Origin of the sequence: Bradyrhizobium sp. CSS354, from assembly GCF_029051725.1 — a bacterium.
In the GTDB taxonomy this organism is placed as follows: Bacteria; Pseudomonadota; Alphaproteobacteria; order Rhizobiales; family Xanthobacteraceae; genus Bradyrhizobium.
In genome coordinates, this window is sequence record NZ_JAACFU010000003.1 from 75,534 (window position 1) to 92,557 (window position 17,024).

Here is a 17,024-nt window from a genome sequence, read left to right on the forward strand (position 1 = left end):
GAGACCATGAAATCGACCATTCTGGCGGGCGCCCTGCTTGCCTTCGCGACCGCAACCAGTGTCCACGCCCAGGCGATCAAGCTCGCCGACGTCGCCGAGCTTTCCGGCGGCGGCGCCACCGTCGGCACCAACTGGAAGAACGGCATCGACCTCGCGATCGAGGAGATCAACGCCAAGGGCGGCGTGCTCGGCCGCAAGCTCGAAGTCACTCATGCGGACTCGCAATCCAACCCGGGCGTCGCGCGCGCGCAGGTGCAAAAGGCGCTCGACGCCGAGCCCTATGTGCTGCTCGGACCCGGCTATTCCGGCTCCGTGAAGGTGACCGCGCCGCTGGCGGCAGAGGCCGGCATCGCGCAGATCATGGGCGGCGAAGCCGCCGAGCTGACGCAGGCCGGAAACAAATTCCTGTTCCGCACCTCGTTCGGCCAGCAATCGTCGATGCCGAAGGTCGCCAAATACATACACGACGACATGAAGGCGAAGGCGGTCGCGGTGGTCTGGGTCAACAATGACTTTGGCCGCGGCGGCCGCGATGTCGTCGTCAAGGAGCTCGACCGTCTCGGCTCCAAGGTTGTCGCCGATCTCTCCACCGAGGCGGGCCAGGCCGATTTCGCTGCCGACGTCGGCAAGATCAAGGCCGCCAATCCCGACGCCGTGTTCGTCTATTTGAACGAGGAAGAGAGCGCACGCATCCTGAAGGAGCTGAAGCGCCAGGGCGTCACCGCGCCGCTGATGGGCGAGACCACGTTGATCGGGCAGAAGGTGATCGAGCTCGCGGGCGATGCCGCCAACGGCGCGCGCGGCCATGTGGGTCTCACCACCGATGCGCCGGTCGACCTGATCAAGGCGTTTCGCGACAAGTTCGCGAAGAAGTACAATTACGTGCCCGACCATAACGGGCTGAAAGGCTATCTCGCGATCTACATGGTGAAGGCCACCACCGACAAGATGGGCAAGGCCGATTCCAAGGCGTTCGCCGACACCCTGCATGGCCTGACCATCAAAGCCGCGGACGAGCCGGGCATTCTGATGGACGTCACCTTCAGCGACACCGGCGACATCGACCGCCAGAGCTTTCTGGTCGAGGTGGTCGAAGGCAAGCAAGTGGTGAAGCAGGTGCTGCCGAAGGTGAAGTGAGGGATTCTATTGTCTCCCTCGCCCCGCTCTTCGCGGGGAGAGGGAGCGATGGACCTGAATTCGCGTCGATCTAGTTCACTCGGGCTCTAACGATCCAAGAGAACCCATGTCCAATCTATTCGATCTTCTGGTCGCGGGACTTGCCACTGGCGCGATCTATGCGCTGGTCGCGGTCGGCTTCACGCTGCTATGGCAGACCTCGCAGACCATCAATTTTGCGCAAGGCGAGTTCGTGATGCTGCCGGCGTTCCTGATGCTGGCGGCGATGCATGCCGGCGCGCCGTTCTGGCTCGCGATCATCCTCGGCATCCTGCTCTCGATGCTCCTGCTCGGCCTCGCCTTCAAGATGCTGCTGGTGGATCCGATGATGCGCCATGGCGTGCTGCCGCTCGCGATCGCGACGATGGCGCTCGCGATCGGCCTCAAGGAGGCCGTAAAACAGTTCTTCAGCGCCGAAGCCTCACCGTTCCCCTCGATCGTGCCGACCGGCGACGTCTCCATCCTCGGCCATGCCGTCTCGCTGCAAAGCATCGGCGTCCTCGTCCTCGCTATCCTTGCCGTCTTCGGCTTGACTGCGCTTCTCAACCGCACCTCGCTCGGCCACCAGATGCAGGCGGCGGCGCAGAACCCGACGGTGGCACGCATCATCGGCGTCCCCGTCGAGCGCATGATCCTCCTGACCTTCCTGATCAACGCGTTCCTGGTCGCTCTCGCCTCGCTGTTGATCACGCCGATCTATCTCGCGAAGTTCACGTCCGGCGAGGTGCTGGGCCAGGCCGCCTTCATCGCCGCGATCGTCGGCGGGTTCAACCAGGTGCGCGGCGCGATCGCAGGCGGTCTCCTGATCGGCGTGCTCGACAATCTCGCGGCCGCCTATGTCACGACGCAGTACCGCGCCGCCGTGCCGATGATCTTCCTGATCGCCGTCATCCTGTTCCGGCCGCAGGGCCTGCTCGGCCGCGCCGAGGAGCGCACCGTATGAGCGGCTTCGCCAAACCTCTGAAGATCGCGTTCGGCCTCATCGTGATCGCTGCGCTGATCGTCGTTCCCATGAATTTCAACCGCTATGGCCTGTTCATCCTGAGCCAGTGGGCGGTGATGGCCATCGCTGCGATGGGCCTCAACCTCACGCTTGGCTATGCCGGCCAGGTCTCGCTGGCGCAGGGCGCCTTCGTCGGCATCGGCGCCTACGCCGCGGCGATCATGACCACGCATGGCTGGCCGCTGCCGGCGGCGATCGTCGTCGCGATCGCCTTGAGCTTCGCGGTCGGCTGGGTGCTCGGCTATCCCGCGCTGCGGGTGCAGCACCACTACCTCGCCTTCGTCACGCTCGCCTTCTCCACGCTGGCCTTCCTGGTGTTTCGCAACGAGAGCTGGCTCACCGGCGGCATCTACGGCATCTCCAACATTCCGCGTCCGCACATCTTCAGCATTGCGACCAACAAGCCGCTGCCGTTCTACTATGTCTGTCTCGGCTCGCTCGCGATCGTGTCGCTGGCAGTGTGGTGGCTGATCCGCTCGCCCTGGGGCCGCGCCTTCATGGCGCTGCGCGAAAACCCGCTGCGGGCGCAGTCGCTGGGCGTCGACACGCGACGCTATACGCTGATGGCGTTCGCGATCGGCTCGGCGCTCGGTGGCGTCGCCGGCGCGCTCTATGCGCCGCTGACGCAATATATCGATCCCGTGCCGTTCAACCTGTCGCTCTCGCTCGACCTCCTGATGATGGTGATCGTCGGCGGCGCCGGATTCTTCCTGGGTCCGTTCCTCGGCGCGATGATCGCCGTGCTGCTGCCGGAATGGCTGCGCTTCACCGAGGGCTATTATCTGATGCTCTACGCGATCGCGGTGATGGGGCTGCTGATCTGGTCGCCGACCGGCATTTTGGGAATCCTCGACCGCTATCTCGCCGAGCGGCGAACCAAGGCGGCCTCGGCCCAGCGCGCCGTCGCAAAGTCCCGGCTGGAGACGGTGCAATGAGCGCGGTCCTCGAGGTCACCGACATCAAGAAGAATTTTGGCGGGATCAGCGCCGTCGGCGGCGTCTCTTTCGACGTCCGCGAGGGCGAGATCCTCGGCCTGATCGGCCCGAACGGCTGCGGCAAGTCGACCCTGTTCAACTGCATCCTCGGCCAGCTCACGCCGAGCGGGGGCGAGGTCAAGCTCGACGGCAAGGTCGTCACGGGGTTGCGACCCGCCGAGCTCAACAAGCTCGGGGTCAGCCGCACCTTCCAGCTCCTGCAGGTGTTTCCAAAACTCTCGGTGCGCGAGAACCTGATCCTCGCGGGACAGGAGCACCAGGGCAGCATGGCCTCGCGGCTGGTCGGCCGCTCCGACGCCGGACTGACGGAGGCCGCCAACCAGATGATCGGCTTTTTCAAGCTAGATCATCTCGCCGAAGAGCCCGCCGGCGGGCTCTCCTATGGCCAGCAAAAACTGCTCGACGCCGCCATGGCGTTCATGGGCGGACCACGGCTGGTGCTGCTCGACGAGCCCGCCGGCGGCGTCAACCCGTCGATGCTGACGGACCTGAAGGAGCGGCTGGTCGCGATCAACCGCGAAAAGAATGCCACCTTCGTCGTGATCGAGCACAACATGGAATTCGTGATGTCGCTGTGCTCGCGCGTGATGGTGATGGCGGAAGGCACGGTGCTGGCGATGGGACGGCCGGACGAGGTCCGCAAGGACCCCGCCGTGATCGAAGCCTATCTCGGACACTAGGGAGAGACATCATGAGCGATCCGATCCTCTCGGTTCACAATCTCGTCGGCGGTTACGGCAAAATGACCATCCTGAACGGCACCACCTTCGCCGTGCCGCAGGCCACCATCACCACCATCATCGGCCCGAACGGCGCCGGCAAGTCCACCGTGTTCAAGGCGATCTTCGGCCTGCTCAAGCTGCGTGAGGGCAAGATCAATTTCGCCGGCCGCGACGTCACCAATCTGAGCCAGCGCGCGCTGCTCAATGCCGGCATCTGCTACGTGCCGCAGGGCCGCAACATCTTTCCCGAGCTGTCGGTGCGCCACAATATCGAGCTCGGCGGCGTTTCCGCGGGCAAGGGCATCGACCTGCAGAGCCGGATTGAGGCCGCGCTCGACCTGTTCCCGGCGCTGCGCCGGAAATCGACGCAGCAGGCCTCCACGCTGTCCGGCGGCGAGCAGAAGCAGCTGGAAATCGCCCGCTCGCTGCTACTCGAGCCGAAGCTCGTGCTGATCGACGAGCCCTCGATCGGCCTGTCGCCGCTGATGGTACAGCAGACTTTCGACATCCTGAAATCCCTGCGCGACCGCGGCGTCACCATCCTGATGATCGAGCAGAACGCACGCTCGGCGCTGGAGATTTCCGACATCGGCATCGTGCTCGAGCTCGGCCGGACCCGCATGGTCGACGGTGCGAAGCGCATTTTGAATGATCCCCGCATCGGACAATTGTTCCTCGGCGGCGCGATGGAGGACAACGCAGCATGACCAAACGCTCGATCGCAACCGTCTCTCTCTCCGGCGCTCTCGACGAAAAGCTCCGCGCCATCGCATCCGCCGGGTTCGACGCGGTCGAGATTTTCGAGAACGATCTGCTGTCGTTCGGGGCAAGCCCGCGCGACATCGCAAAGCTCTGCGGGGACCTCAATCTCGAGATTTGCGCGTTTCAGCCGTTCCGCGATTTCGAGGGCATGCCGGAGCCGCAGCGTTCGCGCAACTTTGCCCGCGCCGAACGCAAGTTCGATCTGATGCAGGAGCTCGGCACCGATCTGCTGCTGATCTGCTCCAACGTGTCGCCGGCCGCGCTTGGCGGCATCGACCGTGCTGCGGATGATTTTCGCGAGCTTGGCGAGCGCGCGGCCAAACGGTCCTTGCGCGTCGGCTACGAGGCATTGGCCTGGGGACGTCACGTCAACGATTACCGCGATGCCTGGGAAATCGTGCGGCGCGCCGATCACCCCGCGATTGGCATCATCCTCGACAGCTTTCATGCGCTGGCCCCCGGCTTTCCGGTCCGCGCGATGGCCTCGATCCCCGGCGACAAGATCTTCCTGGTCCAGCTTGCGGACGCGCCGAAGCTCGAGCTCGACATCTTGTCCTGGAGCCGCCACTTCCGCTCCTTCCCCGGCCAGGGCGACCTGCCGGTCGGCGAGTTCATGGCGGCGATCGCGGCGACCGGCTATGCCGGGCCGCTGTCGCTGGAGATCTTCAACGACCAATTCCGCGCCGGTTCGGCCGTACAGACCGCGGTCGACGGCCTGCGTTCGCTGATCCTGCTGGAGGACCAGCTTGCACCGGATTGGCCAAAGCTCATCAGCGAGCCCTTGGCACCGAAGCCCAAAAGTCGCGGCACGGGCTTCATCGAGTTTGCCGTCAACGAGACCAAGGCCGGCGAACTCGCCCACCTACTTTCGCAGCTCGGTTTCCGAAAGACCGGCAAGCATCGCAGCAAGGCGGTGGAGCGCTGGTCGCAGGGCAAGGTCGAGCTCGTCGTCAACTCCGAGACCGATGGCTTTGCGCATTCGCACTACGTGACGCATGGCCCCGGCGTCTGCGCCATCGCGCTCGACGTCGACAATGCCGGCCTCGTCATGCAGCGCGCCGAGACACTGAAAGCGCGCACCTTCTACCAGCCGGTCGGGCCGGGCGAGCTCGAGATCCCCGCAATCCACGGCGTCGGCGGCAGCCTGCTGTATTTTCTAGACCAAGCCGGCAAGAACTGGGACACGGATTTCGAACAGGTCCCGAGCGACGCTCGCGCGGACGCCCTGCTGGCCGTCGATCACATCGCGCAGTCGATGCCCTATGACGAGATGCTGTCGTGGCTGCTGTTCTACACCGGCATCCTCGACCTCAAGCGGCTGCCGCAGATGGAGATCGCCGATCCCAGAGGACTCGTGCAGAGCCAGGCCGTCGTCAACGGCGACCAGAGCCTGCGCTTCGTGCTCAACGGCTCATCCGCCAACCGCACGCTGCCGGCCCGCTTCATCTCGGAGTTCTTCGGCTCGGGCGTGCAGCACGTCGCGTTCACGTGCCCGGACATTTTCGCGGCGGTCGCGGAGATGCGCAAGCGCGGCGCGGATTTCCTCGATATTCCGGACAATTACTACGACGACATCGAAGCCAAATACGACCTCGCGCCCGACCTGATGGCGCAGCTGCGCGCCAACCACATTCTTTACGACCGCGAAGGCGACGGGGAGTTCTTCCAGGTCTACACCCACATCTTCGACGAGCGCTTCTTCTTCGAAATCGTGGAGCGAAGGGATTATCAGGGATTTGGTGCGGCCAATGCCGGCATCAGGCTCGCGGCGCAAGCCCGAGAGGTGCGGCCTGTGAGCATGCCGCGGGTGTAGCTGCCTCCACGCCGTCATTGCGAGGAGCCTTTGCGACGAAGCAATCCAGAATCCCTCTGCGGAAAGATTCTGGATTGCTTCGCTACGCTCGCAATGACGAAAGCGAGAGCTGAGAACCCCTCTCCCCGTAAGAACGGGGAGAGGAAGAAGCAATCAGCTCACTTCATCGCGCATTTGTCGTGAAAGCGATCCTGGTCGTTCTCGACGATGGTCGCGACCGTCTTCAGGGAGAGTTGGCCTTCGCCATCCTTGACCACGTCCTGCAGGTAGAAGTTCTGCACCGGGATGTGGTTCTTGCCGTACTTGAACGGGCCGCGCAGCGACTTGAAGTTGGCCTTCTCCATCTCGGCCTTCATCGCGTCCTTCTTGCTAGTGTCGCCCTTCACCGCGACCACCGCGCTGTTGATGAGCTGGGCCGCGTCGTAGGCTTGCGCGCCGTAATAGGTCGGGCGCAGGCCGGGATACTTCTTGCGGTAGTCGGCGACGAAGCGCTTGTTCTGCTCGTTGGGCAGATCATTCACCCATTCCTGCGCGCCGGGAACGCCGAGCGCGTTCTCCTTTTGCAGCGGCAGCGACAGCTCGTCGACGGTGAAAGCCGTGTAGAGCGGCATCGTGCTCTTCAGCCCGGCTTGCGCATATTGGTTGAGGAACTGCACGCCGGCTGCACCCGGATAGAACACGAAGATCGACTCGGCACCCGAGGCGCGCGCCTTGGACAGCTCGGCGGAGAAGTCGAGCTGGCTCGGCCAGACCGTGTATTCCTCGCCCTTGACCTCGCCCTTGAACGTGCTCTTCACGCCTGCGAGCATGTCCTTGCCGGCGGCGTAGTTCGGGCCGATCAGGAACACGCTCTTGACGCCCTTCTGGTTCATGTAGAGACCCATGGCGGCCGGGGTCTGGTCGTTCTGCCAGGAGGTCGAGAACACGTAGGGCGAGCAGAGCTCGCCCGCGAGCTGCGACGGACCGGCATTGGCCGAGATCAGGATGGTCTGCGAATCCACGGCGGTCTTGAGCGAGGCCAGCAGCACGTTCGACCAGATGTAGCCGACGATGAAATCGACCTTGTCGGACTGGACCAGCTTCTCGGTCTTCTGCTTGCCGACGTCGGGCTTCTGCCCGTCGTCCTCGTAAATCACCTCGACCGGCTTGCCGTCCATCTTGCGGCCGATGTGATCCAGCGCGAGCTCGAACGAGTTGCGCATGTCGTTGCCGATCACGGCGGTCGGGCCGCTGAAGGTCGAAACGAAGCCGATCTTGATGGTGTCGCCGGCGGATGCCGGACTTGCCAGCACCAGCGCCGCTGCGCCTGCCAGCCAGAATGCCGTCCTCATAACAACTCCCCTCCATATTATTACGCCCGGAAGCGGGGTGATTGCCGCCCCGGGTCATCTCTATTGAACGCAAAATCCGTCGCGCCGCCAATGGCTCAGCGCCCGCCCCTGCACCATATTTCGCCCCGATCGGCGATAGCAAGAAATATAATTCTACTTACTTAGACGGAGGCTGCGGCGCTTTTTCGCGGGACGGCGATACACTCGATGCCCTTGGCCTATCCGTCCATTGATGATGGCTATTGGACCGCCACGCCCAATCCGCACTTAAATGAGAGAATAGAGCAGCGAGATTCGAGGGGCGCATCATGACCACGACACCGCATCGCGTCGTCATCGTCGGAGCCGGCTTCGGCGGGCTGGAGACGACCCACCGGCTCGCCGGCAGCCCGGTCGAGATCACGCTGATCGACCGCCGCAACCATCATTTGTTCCAGCCGCTGCTCTACCAGGTCGCGACCGCCTCGCTCGCCACCAGCGAGATCGCATGGCCGGTTCGGCACCTGATGCGCGACCGGCGCGATGTGACGACGCTGTTTGCGACCGTGAGCGGCGTCGATGCCGACAGGCGTTGCGTGCTGATCGACGACGGCAGCGAGGTTCCTTACGATACGCTGGTGCTCGCCACCGGCGCGCGGCATGCCTATTTCGGCCACGACGAATGGGAGCAGTTCGCGCCCGGCCTGAAGACGCTGGAGGACGCGACCACCTTGCGCCGTCATATCCTGGTGGCGTTCGAGCGTGCCGAGCGCGAGACCGATCCGGCCAAGCGCGCGGCGCGGCTGACCTTCGTCATCGTCGGCGCCGGTCCCACCGGCGTGGAGCTCGCGGGCACCATCGCCGAGATGGCGCACCACACCTTGCCAGCCGACTTCCGCAACATCGACACCAACAAGGCGCGCGTCGTGCTGATCGAGGCCGGTCCGCGCGTGCTCGCAGGCTTTCCAGATGATCTCTCGGCCTATGCCCAGGCCTCGCTGGAAAAGATCGGCGTCGAGGTCGTGCTCGGACAGGCCGTCACCGAGATCAATCGCGAGGGCGTGGTGTTCGGCGGCAAGCTGCTCGAAGCCAAGACGAGAATCTGGGCCGCCGGCGTGCGCGCCTCGCCCGCGGCCGAGTGGCTGGGTGCGCCGGCCGATCGTGCCGGACGCGTGCAGGTCGAGGCGGACCTGACGATACCGGGGCATCCGGAAATCTTTGCAATCGGCGACACCGTCTTGATCAACGCCTGGGACGGCAAGCCCGTGCCCGGCATCGCGCCGGCCGCCAAGCAGCAGGGCCGTCACGTGGCCGAGACCATCAAGGCCCGGCTGCGCCAAGAGCCGACAGGCCCGTTCCGCTACAAGCACTCCGGCAGCCTCGCGCAGATCGGCAAGCGGCTCGCGGTAATCGACTTCGGTCGCATCAAATTGCGCGGCACCATCGCGTGGTGGATCTGGGGCATCGCCCACATCTACTTCCTGATCGGCCTGCGCCACCGCCTCAGCGTCGCGCTGAGCTGGCTCTGGATCTACGCCCGCGACCAGCGCGCCGCGCGGCTGATCACGCAGGGATCGAGCAAGGTGGTGTAGGGTTTCTTTTCCCTCTCCCCGTTCTTACGGGGAGAGGGTTGGGGTGAGGGGCCTCTCCGCGAACGAGATATTGGTGAGACCTGTACCCCTCACCCGGATCGCAAGAGCGATCCGACCTCTCCCCGCGGGCGGGGAGAGGTTAAGTGAGGCGCGTTCGCCGCCCCTACTTCACCAGCTCGCAGCCGCCCTCCGTCAGCGGGCGGAACGCCTGCTCCGCCGAGATGGTCGAGACCAGCTTGTAATAGTCGTACGGATATTTCGACTCCTCCGGCTTCTTCACCTCGAACAGATACATCGGATGCACGACGCGGCCGTCCTGGCGGATCGTGGTGTCGCCGAACAGCTTGTCCTTGCCCTTGAACTTCTTCATCTCGGGCAGGGCGTCCTTGGCATTGTCGCTGCCGGTCGCGGCGACCGCGTTGAGATAAGCGAGCGTGGAGGCATAAACTCCGGCCTGGTTGCCGCTCGGCATCTTGCCGTTCATGCCCGGCCGCGCCGCGAAGCGCTTGGCGAAGGCGCGGGTGTCGTCGTTCATGTCCCAGTAGAAGGCTTCCATGAGCTGGAGCCCTTGGGCCACCTTGATGCCCATGCCGTGGACGTCGTTGATGAAGAGCAGGAAAGCGACGAGCTTTTGTCCGCCCTGCTGGATCCCGAACTCTGCCGCCTGCTTCACCGCGTTGATGGTGTCGCCGCCGGCATTGGCGAGCCCGATCACCTGCGCCTTCGAGCCCTGCGCCTGCAACAGGAAGGAGGCGAAGTCGGATGTGCCAAGCGGATGTTTCGAGGACCCGATCACCTTGCCGCCATGCGCCTCGATGTATTTCTGGGCTTCCGCCTCGATGCCCTTGCCGAGCGCGTAATCGACCGTGAGGAAATACCAGTCCTTGCCGCCGCGCGACATCATCGCGGCTGCCGTGGTGTTGCCGGTCGCCCAGGCGTCGTTGACCCATTGGATCGTGTTGGGCGAGCAGGCCTTGCCGGTGAGATCCGAGCTCGCGGTGGACGACGCCAGGAACGTCATGCGGCTGTCGCGCAGCAGCGTGTTGATGGAGAGACCGACGGCCGAGTTCGGCACGTCGACGATGGCGTCGACGCCCTCGACATCGAGCCATTTGCGCGCGATGGCGTTGCCGACGTCGGCCTTGTTCTGGTGATCGGCATAGACGATCTCGACCTTGATGCCCTTGCCGCCGCCGTTGAAATCCTCGGCGGCCATGCGCGCGGCCTCGACCGAGCCCATGCCGTTGGTATCCTGGAAGATGCCGGAGATGTCGTTGAGAACGCCGACACGCACGACATTGTCCGAGATCTCGGCATTTGCCACGCCGCCAATCAAGCTCGCGGCCAGCGCAAGCGTCCACTTCAAGTTCTTCATTGTTCCCTCCCCTGTTGTTTTCGATGCCGCCAGCGTCAGGCCGGAGTGATGCTCACAGGCAGGCTGTCGAGCCCGCGCAGCGTGTTGTTGAAGCGGCGCTGTGGCTCGCCCGTGATCTCGATCTTCGCGACCCGGCGGGCCAGCGCCGCGAGCATTGTCTCGCCTTCAAGCCGCGCGACCAGCTGGCCGACGCACATGTGAATACCTGAGCCATAGCCAACATGGCCGGACGTGCGGCGGGTGATGTCGTAGCTGTCCGGCTTGTCCCAGCGCCGCGGATCGCGATTGGCAGCCGCTAGGAACATCAACACCTTCTCGCCCTCACCGATGGTCGCGCCTGACAGTTCGACCTCGCGCGTTGTCGTGCGGAAGAAGGTCTGCACCGGGCTTTCAAAACGAACGGCCTCCTCGAAAGCGTTGCGCGCCAGCGTGAAATCGCCGCGCAGGCGCTGCCACTGCTCCGGGAAGCGCGCCAGACAATAGACCGCTGCACCGATGCCGTTGACGGTGGTGTCGAGGCCGGCCGACAGCAGCGAACGCACCAGCAGCGGCGCTTCGGTGGCGGTGATCGCACCCTCGTCGACATGGGCGTGGATGCAGGCGCCGATGCCGCCGGGCGTGAGGTTGTCGCGCTGGCACTGATCGGTGACGTAGGCCTGGTGCGGCGCCGAGCGCGCGATCGCTTCCTGTCGCAACTCGTTCGGCGGGCCGAAGGCGTTGAACACGACACTCGCATAGGGAATCAGATGTTCGCGGCCCTCCGGCTTCAGCCCGAGCGCATCCGGGAAGATCGACAGCGGATAGGCCTCGGCGAGGTCCGTGATGGCATCGAAGCTGCGCTTCTCCAACAGCGCGTCCACACGCTTTTCCGCTGCCGCGGCAAAGCGGTCGCGGAGCCCCTTCATCACCGTCGGCGACAGCACCTTTGAGAGCACCGCGCGGGTGCGGGTGTGCGCGGGAGGATCGGCTTCGAGGATCAGGCTCGGCGGCCGCCACGGCGTCTCCTTCTTGAAGTCGGAGAGGCCGACGCCGCGGCTGGAGCAGAAAATCGCGGGATCATTCAGGACGGCATGGACCTCGGCATAGCGCGCCACGCCATAGACGTTCCACTTGTCGAGATAGACGACAGGTCCGGCCTCCCGCAGCAGCTCATGCGTGGGATAGGGGTCGGCGAAAAAATCCATTGCGAAGGGGTCGACGTCGAGATGCGGGACGGCCGACGAACCGTTGATTTCCGGGGAGCTGGAAGCGCTCATGGAAGTCCTCCCTTATTTTGATCTTGTGAAAGGGCGGCGCTTACCATTAGGTCTTTCGACACGCCGCGAGACAGAATCCCGATATGCCGCCGTCTTCGACCAGAGCCCGCCAAAAACCTGCGCCCACTGAAACGGGACCGACGCTCGATCTCGACCGCTACGTCCCCGCGTTCATCACCTTCATCGCCAACAAGCTCTCGAACAGCGCCACCGCGTTCTATCAGCGGCAGTTCGGCGTCAACGTCACGGAATGGCGGATCATGTCGCTGCTGGCGATCGAGCCCGGCATTCCAGCCTCGCGCATCTGTCACGTCATCGGCTTCGACAAGGGTCCGGTGAGCCGGACGCTGGCCGGTCTGGAAAAGCGGGGGCTGATCTCGATCCGCACCGACCCCAACGACGGGCGCACCCATTCGATCTCGCTGACGGCGAAGGGCCGCGCCATCCATGACAAGGTGATCGTCGCGGCATTCGAGCGCGAACGGCGCCTGTTGTCCTGCCTGGACAAGGACGAGCGCGAGGTGCTGATCGATTTGTTGCGCCGCCTGCACGAGAATCTCGGCGCGGTGACCGGCAGCACCGAGACCTGACCGGCCACGCAGCGGTCGCCGACCTCTGTCAGTTCCAGGCATGCGCCGGTATTCGCCCGCGGCACCCTCTCTGCCGAGCATTGCTTCCTCCGATCCGACGCGGCGGTTCCTCCGCCGTCATCCTTGTCTGGAACGGTTCGCATAAATTAGTTGCTTAAGCAACAAAAGAATCGTGCAGGATAATGCGGCAGGGCGGCTGGCCTAACGGCGAGCTGTTTCAGCCCCCTCATTGCGAGCGCAGCGAAGCAATCCAGAATCCCTCCGCGGAAAGACTCTGGATTTGCTTCGCTGCGCTCGCAATGACAACAGGGAGAGAGGAGGCCTACGGCCGCCCACCTAATGCGAAGAGCTGCCGTTTCAACTGCTACAGACCAATCCATTCACCCGAGACATCGTCATTCAACCGCGCCAATGCATCGGCACGGCGCGTCAGCACGGCGCGCTGGTTGATGTAGCCCTTGTCGGTGATCTCGCCGCCGTCCACTGACGGCGGCTCGGCGAGCAGCAGCGCGCGCGTGGCGTGGCCGGAGGAGTTGGCGTTCTGTTGCTTGAGTTTCGCCAGCCCCTGTGCGATCGCGGCTCTGACCTCGTCATGCGCGAGCACGTCGTTCACGCCTGCGGTCTCGGGCAGGCCGGCATGCGCGCGGCACGCAGCGATGTTCGGGAACACCAGAAAGCGCACCTCGTCGCCGCCATGGCCGGTGACGACGATGTCCTGCGCGAGCGGCGCCAGCGCGGCGATGCCGGCGAGGCGCAGCGTGCCGACACTGACCCAGGTGCCGGAATTGAGCTTGAAGTCCTCCGCGACGCGACCGTCGAAGAACAGGCCGCGCTCGGGCCGCTTCGCATCGGCGAACTTCACGGCGTCACCGATGAGATAAAAGCCCTCGTCGTCAAAGGCCTGCCTGGTCAGCTCCGGCGCCTTCCAGTAGCCCGGTGTGACGTTGGGGCCGCGCACGCGCACCTCCAGCTTGTCGCCGGAGGTGACGAGCTTCAATTCGGTACCGGGAATGGGCACGCCGATATTGCCCGAGCGCTCCGCGAGGAAATGGCAGTCGGCGGCCAGCGGCGAGGTCTCGGTCGAGCCCCACGCAGAGACCATCGGCATCGCACGGCCAACGGTCTTGATGGAGAGCTGTTCGAGCGCGTCCCAGAGATTCTGCGGCAGCGCTGCCCCTGCGTAGAACGCGAATTGTACCTCGCTGAAGAAGCGGCGACACAGCTCCTCGTCGCCGCGCAGCGCCGCGATCAGCATGTCGAAGCCGCGCGGCACGTTGAAATAGACCGTCGGCATCACGCTCTTCAAATTGGCAAGTGACGTCGCAAACAGGCCGGGCGCCGGCTTGCCGCCGTCGATATAGAGCGAGCCGCCATTGCGCAGCACGAGATTGAAATTGTGGTTGGCGCCGAACGTATGGCTCCAGGGCAGCCAGTCGAGAACGACGAGATCGCGACCAGTTTGCTCGAGAAAGATCCAGGTCTGCGCCTTGGCCTGCTGGCTGGATGTCAGCATGCGCTGGGTGTTGATGACCGCCTTCGGCGCGCCGGTCGAGCCCGATGTGAACAGAAGCTTTGCGATCGTAGCGGGCGTCACCGCGGCGAACGCCCTTGCGACGTCGGGGCTCTCCGGCGTTGCCGCAATGGTGCGGAAGGCCAGTGCTTCGGCATCGTCGGCATTGCCGCTGATGATCTGCGCGCCATGCAGCGGCTTGATCGCGGCCAGCGCCGCCGCAAACGGCCGCGTCGCGGCGACATAGATCGCGGCGGGCTCAAGCAGCGTGATCATGCTCTTGAGCTTGTCGAAATCCTTCGACATCAGCGAATAGGCCGGCGAGATCGCCGCCGAGGGCACGCCGACATGCTGGGCCGCCAGCGCCAGCAGCCCATGATCGATGCTGTTGTCGGAGAGGATCGCGAGCGGGCGCTCCGTACCGAGACCTTGCGCCAGAATCCACGACGCTGCCGCGCGCACCTGGCGCAGCGCCTGCGCGTAGGTGACGGTGGTCCATGGCGATTCGGCACTGCTGCGCTCCGCGAGGAAAATCGCATCAGGCCTCTGCCGCGCCCATTGCTCCAGCCAGTCGCCGACGCAGCGCGCGCCATCGCGCAGGGGCTCCGGCGAGCGCAGCAGAATGCTGCCGTCCGCGCGATACTCGGCAGCGGTTCTGGGTGTCGCGAACAGGCTCGAAGCATCACCGCGAGGGGCGGCTGTCATGGTTTCCTCCTCACCCGGAAGCCGGGATCGTCGCAGCCTCGTCGCGGACCGCGTTGGCCGGCATGTTGGCCACGACAATTGTTGGGGCGCAAGCTCGAGCCCGGTGAGCTGCCCATTATTTGCGCAAATGCTCGTAACAGGGCGCTGACGCGAAGGCCCGCCGGTGCTCGAAATATCCCACAAGCCACTGATCCCTCGATAATATCCGGAGCATCCGTCCTGCCCGGATTCTGTACACAATGGCACATCGCTTGCTTCAATCCGGGTGAAGAGACCTAGCCGGAGTTTTCTCGCCATGAGGGCTGAAATGGGGGCTGAGCAGCCTGAAACGATCGCCGCGATTGTGGCCGCGCATCGCGCGGGCACGCTCACGCCGGCGCAGACGGTCGCGCGCACCTATCAGCGCATCCGCGACCACAACGATCCCGCCGTCTTCATCAGCCTGCGCGACGAAAGGGACGCGATCGCCGAGGCCGAGAAGCTCGCCACCAGGGAGGCCGCCACCCTGCCGCTCTATGGCGTGCCGGTCGTGGTGAAGGACAATATCGACGCGCTGGGATTTCCGACGACCGCTGCGTGCCCGGCCTTCACGTATACCCCGACACACGACTCGACCGCGGTGCAGCGGCTGCGCGCCGCCGGCGCCATCATCATCGGCAAGACCAATCTCGACCAGTTCGCAACCGGCCTTGTCGGCGTGCGCTCGCCCTACGGCATCCCCCGAAACGCGATCCGCGATGACCTCATTCCCGGCGGATCAAGCTCGGGATCGGCGACCGCCGTCGGCGCCGGGCTGGTGCCGCTGTCGTTGGGCACCGACACCGCCGGCAGCGGGCGCGTGCCGGCGATGCTCAACAACATCGTCGGGCTCAAGCCGAGCCTCGGCATGATCTCGACCGCTGGCCTGGTGCCGGCCTGCCGGACGCTCGACTGCATCTCGGTATTCGCTTTGACGGTCGACGACGCCGCGCTCGCACTGTCGGTGATGGCAGGTCCAGATCAGGCCGATCCGTTCTCGCGCGACCGGCCGCTCGGCGCGATCACCCCGCTCCCGGCAAACCTGCGCCTGGGCGTGCCGCGCAGCGGACAGCTGATCTTCTTCGGCGACAAGAAGGCGGAAGCGGCTTACGCCGATGCGTTGAAGCGCTGGACCGCGCTTGGCGCAACGCTCGTCGAGTTCGACCTCGAACCGTTCTACGAGACCGCGCGGCTGCTCTACGAAGGACCGTGGGTCGCCGAGCGCTATCTCGTGATCCGCGACCTGCTGGCGTCCGCGCCGGATACGATCCACCCCGTAACGCGCGAGATCACCGCGGCCGGCGCGCGGCTGACGGCCGCGGACACCTTCTCCGCGCTCTATCGCCTGCAGGGCCTGCGCAAGATCGCCGAACGCACCTTCACCCATATCGACGCGCTGGTGCTGCCGACGGCGCCAACGGCCTATACGACCGCGCAGGTGCTGGCCAATCCGATCGAGCTCAACAGCCGGCTTGGCACCTATACCAACTTTGTCAATCTGCTCGACCTCTGCGGCCTCGCGCTGCCGGCGGCAATGCGCGCCGACGGCATTCCGTTCGGCATCACACTTCTTGCACCCACGGGTCACGACGCGCTGCTCGCGAGCATCGGCCGCGTATTCCATGCCGATACCAAACTGACGCTTGGCGCAAAGGGCGTGGCGCAAGCTGCGCTGACGCCGCTTGCCGCAAGCGGCATCGACGAGATTCGAATCGCGGTCGTCGGCGCGCATCTGTCCGGCATGACGCTGAACGGCGAGTTGAAAGCGCTGAACGGCCAGTTGATCGAGGCGACCAGGACCGCGGCTGACTACAAGCTCTACGCATTGAAGACCACGCCGCCGAAGCCGGGCATGCTGCGCGTCGAGGCCGGCAAGGGCGCCTCGATCGAGCTGGAGATCTGGTCGCTGTCGTCGTCCGCCTTCGGCAAGTTCGTCAACGCGATTCCCGCGCCGATGGCGATCGGCACGGTACGGCTGGCAGATGGCCGCAGCGTGAAGGGATTTCTCGTCGAGCCCGAAGTGCTGGGCGATGCGCGAGATATCACGGCGTATGGTGGGTGGCGGAAGTATATGGCGGAAACTGCTACGGCGTAGGTCTCGTAGGGTGGGCAAAGCGCAGCGTGCCCACCACACCGTCAGCTTGGGTAGATGGTGGGCACGGCGCTTTGCGCCTTTGCCCACCCTACGGCACCGTGC

At 64.7% G+C, this 17,024-nt stretch carries 13 protein-coding genes; 9 read left to right on the top strand and 4 right to left on the bottom strand.

All coding sequences use genetic code 11. From position 1 onward, the window contains the following. Window positions 1-6: 6 nt before the first annotated feature. The 6 genes from GWG67_RS07475 to GWG67_RS07500 all read left to right on the top strand — a co-directional run bounded on the left by GWG67_RS07475 (window position 7) and on the right by GWG67_RS07500 (window position 6,471). Entirely contained in the window at window positions 7-1,137 is a 1,131-nt protein-coding gene (locus tag GWG67_RS07475) for an ABC transporter substrate-binding protein (protein ID WP_275168477.1), read from the top strand. Between the two features lie 106 nt (window positions 1,138-1,243). Then, a complete protein-coding gene (locus tag GWG67_RS07480; RefSeq protein ID WP_275168478.1) occupies window positions 1,244-2,119 on the top strand; it encodes a branched-chain amino acid ABC transporter permease in 876 nt (291 codons plus the stop codon). Then, the gene (locus tag GWG67_RS07485; protein WP_275168479.1) at window positions 2,116-3,114 is read left to right on the top strand and encodes a branched-chain amino acid ABC transporter permease; all 999 of its coding nucleotides are present in this window, start codon (window positions 2,116-2,118) and stop codon (window positions 3,112-3,114) included. Before GWG67_RS07480 ends, GWG67_RS07485 begins: the two co-directional genes overlap by 4 nt. Beyond that, window positions 3,111-3,854, top strand: a complete 744-nt coding sequence (locus tag GWG67_RS07490) for an ABC transporter ATP-binding protein (protein ID WP_275168480.1) — start codon at window positions 3,111-3,113, stop codon at window positions 3,852-3,854. The genes GWG67_RS07485 and GWG67_RS07490 overlap by 4 nt, the downstream gene beginning before the upstream one ends. Before the next feature lie 11 nt (window positions 3,855-3,865). Beyond that, the gene (locus GWG67_RS07495; RefSeq protein WP_275168481.1) at window positions 3,866-4,603 is read left to right on the top strand and encodes an ABC transporter ATP-binding protein; all 738 of its coding nucleotides are present in this window, start codon (window positions 3,866-3,868) and stop codon (window positions 4,601-4,603) included. Beyond that, complete coding sequence (locus GWG67_RS07500; protein ID WP_275168482.1) at window positions 4,600-6,471, top strand: bifunctional sugar phosphate isomerase/epimerase/4-hydroxyphenylpyruvate dioxygenase family protein; 1,872 nt, start codon at window positions 4,600-4,602, stop codon at window positions 6,469-6,471. Before GWG67_RS07495 ends, GWG67_RS07500 begins: the two co-directional genes overlap by 4 nt. A gap of 158 nt (window positions 6,472-6,629) precedes the next feature. Here the strand turns inward: GWG67_RS07500 and GWG67_RS07505 are convergent, their stop codons facing one another. Next, a complete protein-coding gene (locus GWG67_RS07505; RefSeq protein WP_275168483.1) occupies window positions 6,630-7,802 on the bottom strand; it encodes an ABC transporter substrate-binding protein in 1,173 nt (390 codons plus the stop codon). A 308-nt stretch (window positions 7,803-8,110) separates the two neighbouring features. Between GWG67_RS07505 and GWG67_RS07510 the strand changes: the two genes are divergently transcribed. Then, the gene (locus GWG67_RS07510; protein WP_275168484.1) at window positions 8,111-9,373 is read left to right on the top strand and encodes an NAD(P)/FAD-dependent oxidoreductase; all 1,263 of its coding nucleotides are present in this window, start codon (window positions 8,111-8,113) and stop codon (window positions 9,371-9,373) included. A 163-nt stretch (window positions 9,374-9,536) separates the two neighbouring features. Here GWG67_RS07510 and GWG67_RS07515 read toward each other — a convergent pair whose 3' ends face one another. Then, entirely contained in the window at window positions 9,537-10,748 is a 1,212-nt protein-coding gene (locus tag GWG67_RS07515; protein ID WP_275168485.1) for an ABC transporter substrate-binding protein, read from the bottom strand. Window positions 10,749-10,783: 35 nt separating this feature from the next. Next, window positions 10,784-12,004: a cytochrome P450 gene (locus GWG67_RS07520; RefSeq protein ID WP_275168486.1), complete on the bottom strand. Its 1,221-nt coding sequence runs from the start codon at window positions 12,002-12,004 to the stop codon at window positions 10,784-10,786. An 83-nt stretch (window positions 12,005-12,087) separates the two neighbouring features. On the opposite strand from GWG67_RS07520, the gene GWG67_RS07525 reads away from it, so the two are divergent. Continuing rightward, on the top strand, window positions 12,088-12,594 hold the full coding sequence (locus GWG67_RS07525; protein ID WP_275168487.1) for a MarR family winged helix-turn-helix transcriptional regulator: 507 nt from the start codon (window positions 12,088-12,090) through the stop codon (window positions 12,592-12,594). A 364-nt stretch (window positions 12,595-12,958) separates the two neighbouring features. Here the strand turns inward: GWG67_RS07525 and GWG67_RS07530 are convergent, their stop codons facing one another. Next, the gene (locus GWG67_RS07530; protein WP_275168488.1) at window positions 12,959-14,809 is read right to left on the bottom strand and encodes a feruloyl-CoA synthase; all 1,851 of its coding nucleotides are present in this window, start codon (window positions 14,807-14,809) and stop codon (window positions 12,959-12,961) included. A gap of 295 nt (window positions 14,810-15,104) precedes the next feature. Between GWG67_RS07530 and atzF the strand changes: the two genes are divergently transcribed. Continuing rightward, a complete protein-coding gene (atzF, locus tag GWG67_RS07535) occupies window positions 15,105-16,922 on the top strand; it encodes an allophanate hydrolase (RefSeq protein ID WP_275168489.1) in 1,818 nt (605 codons plus the stop codon). The last annotated feature ends 102 nt before the right edge of the window (window positions 16,923-17,024 follow it).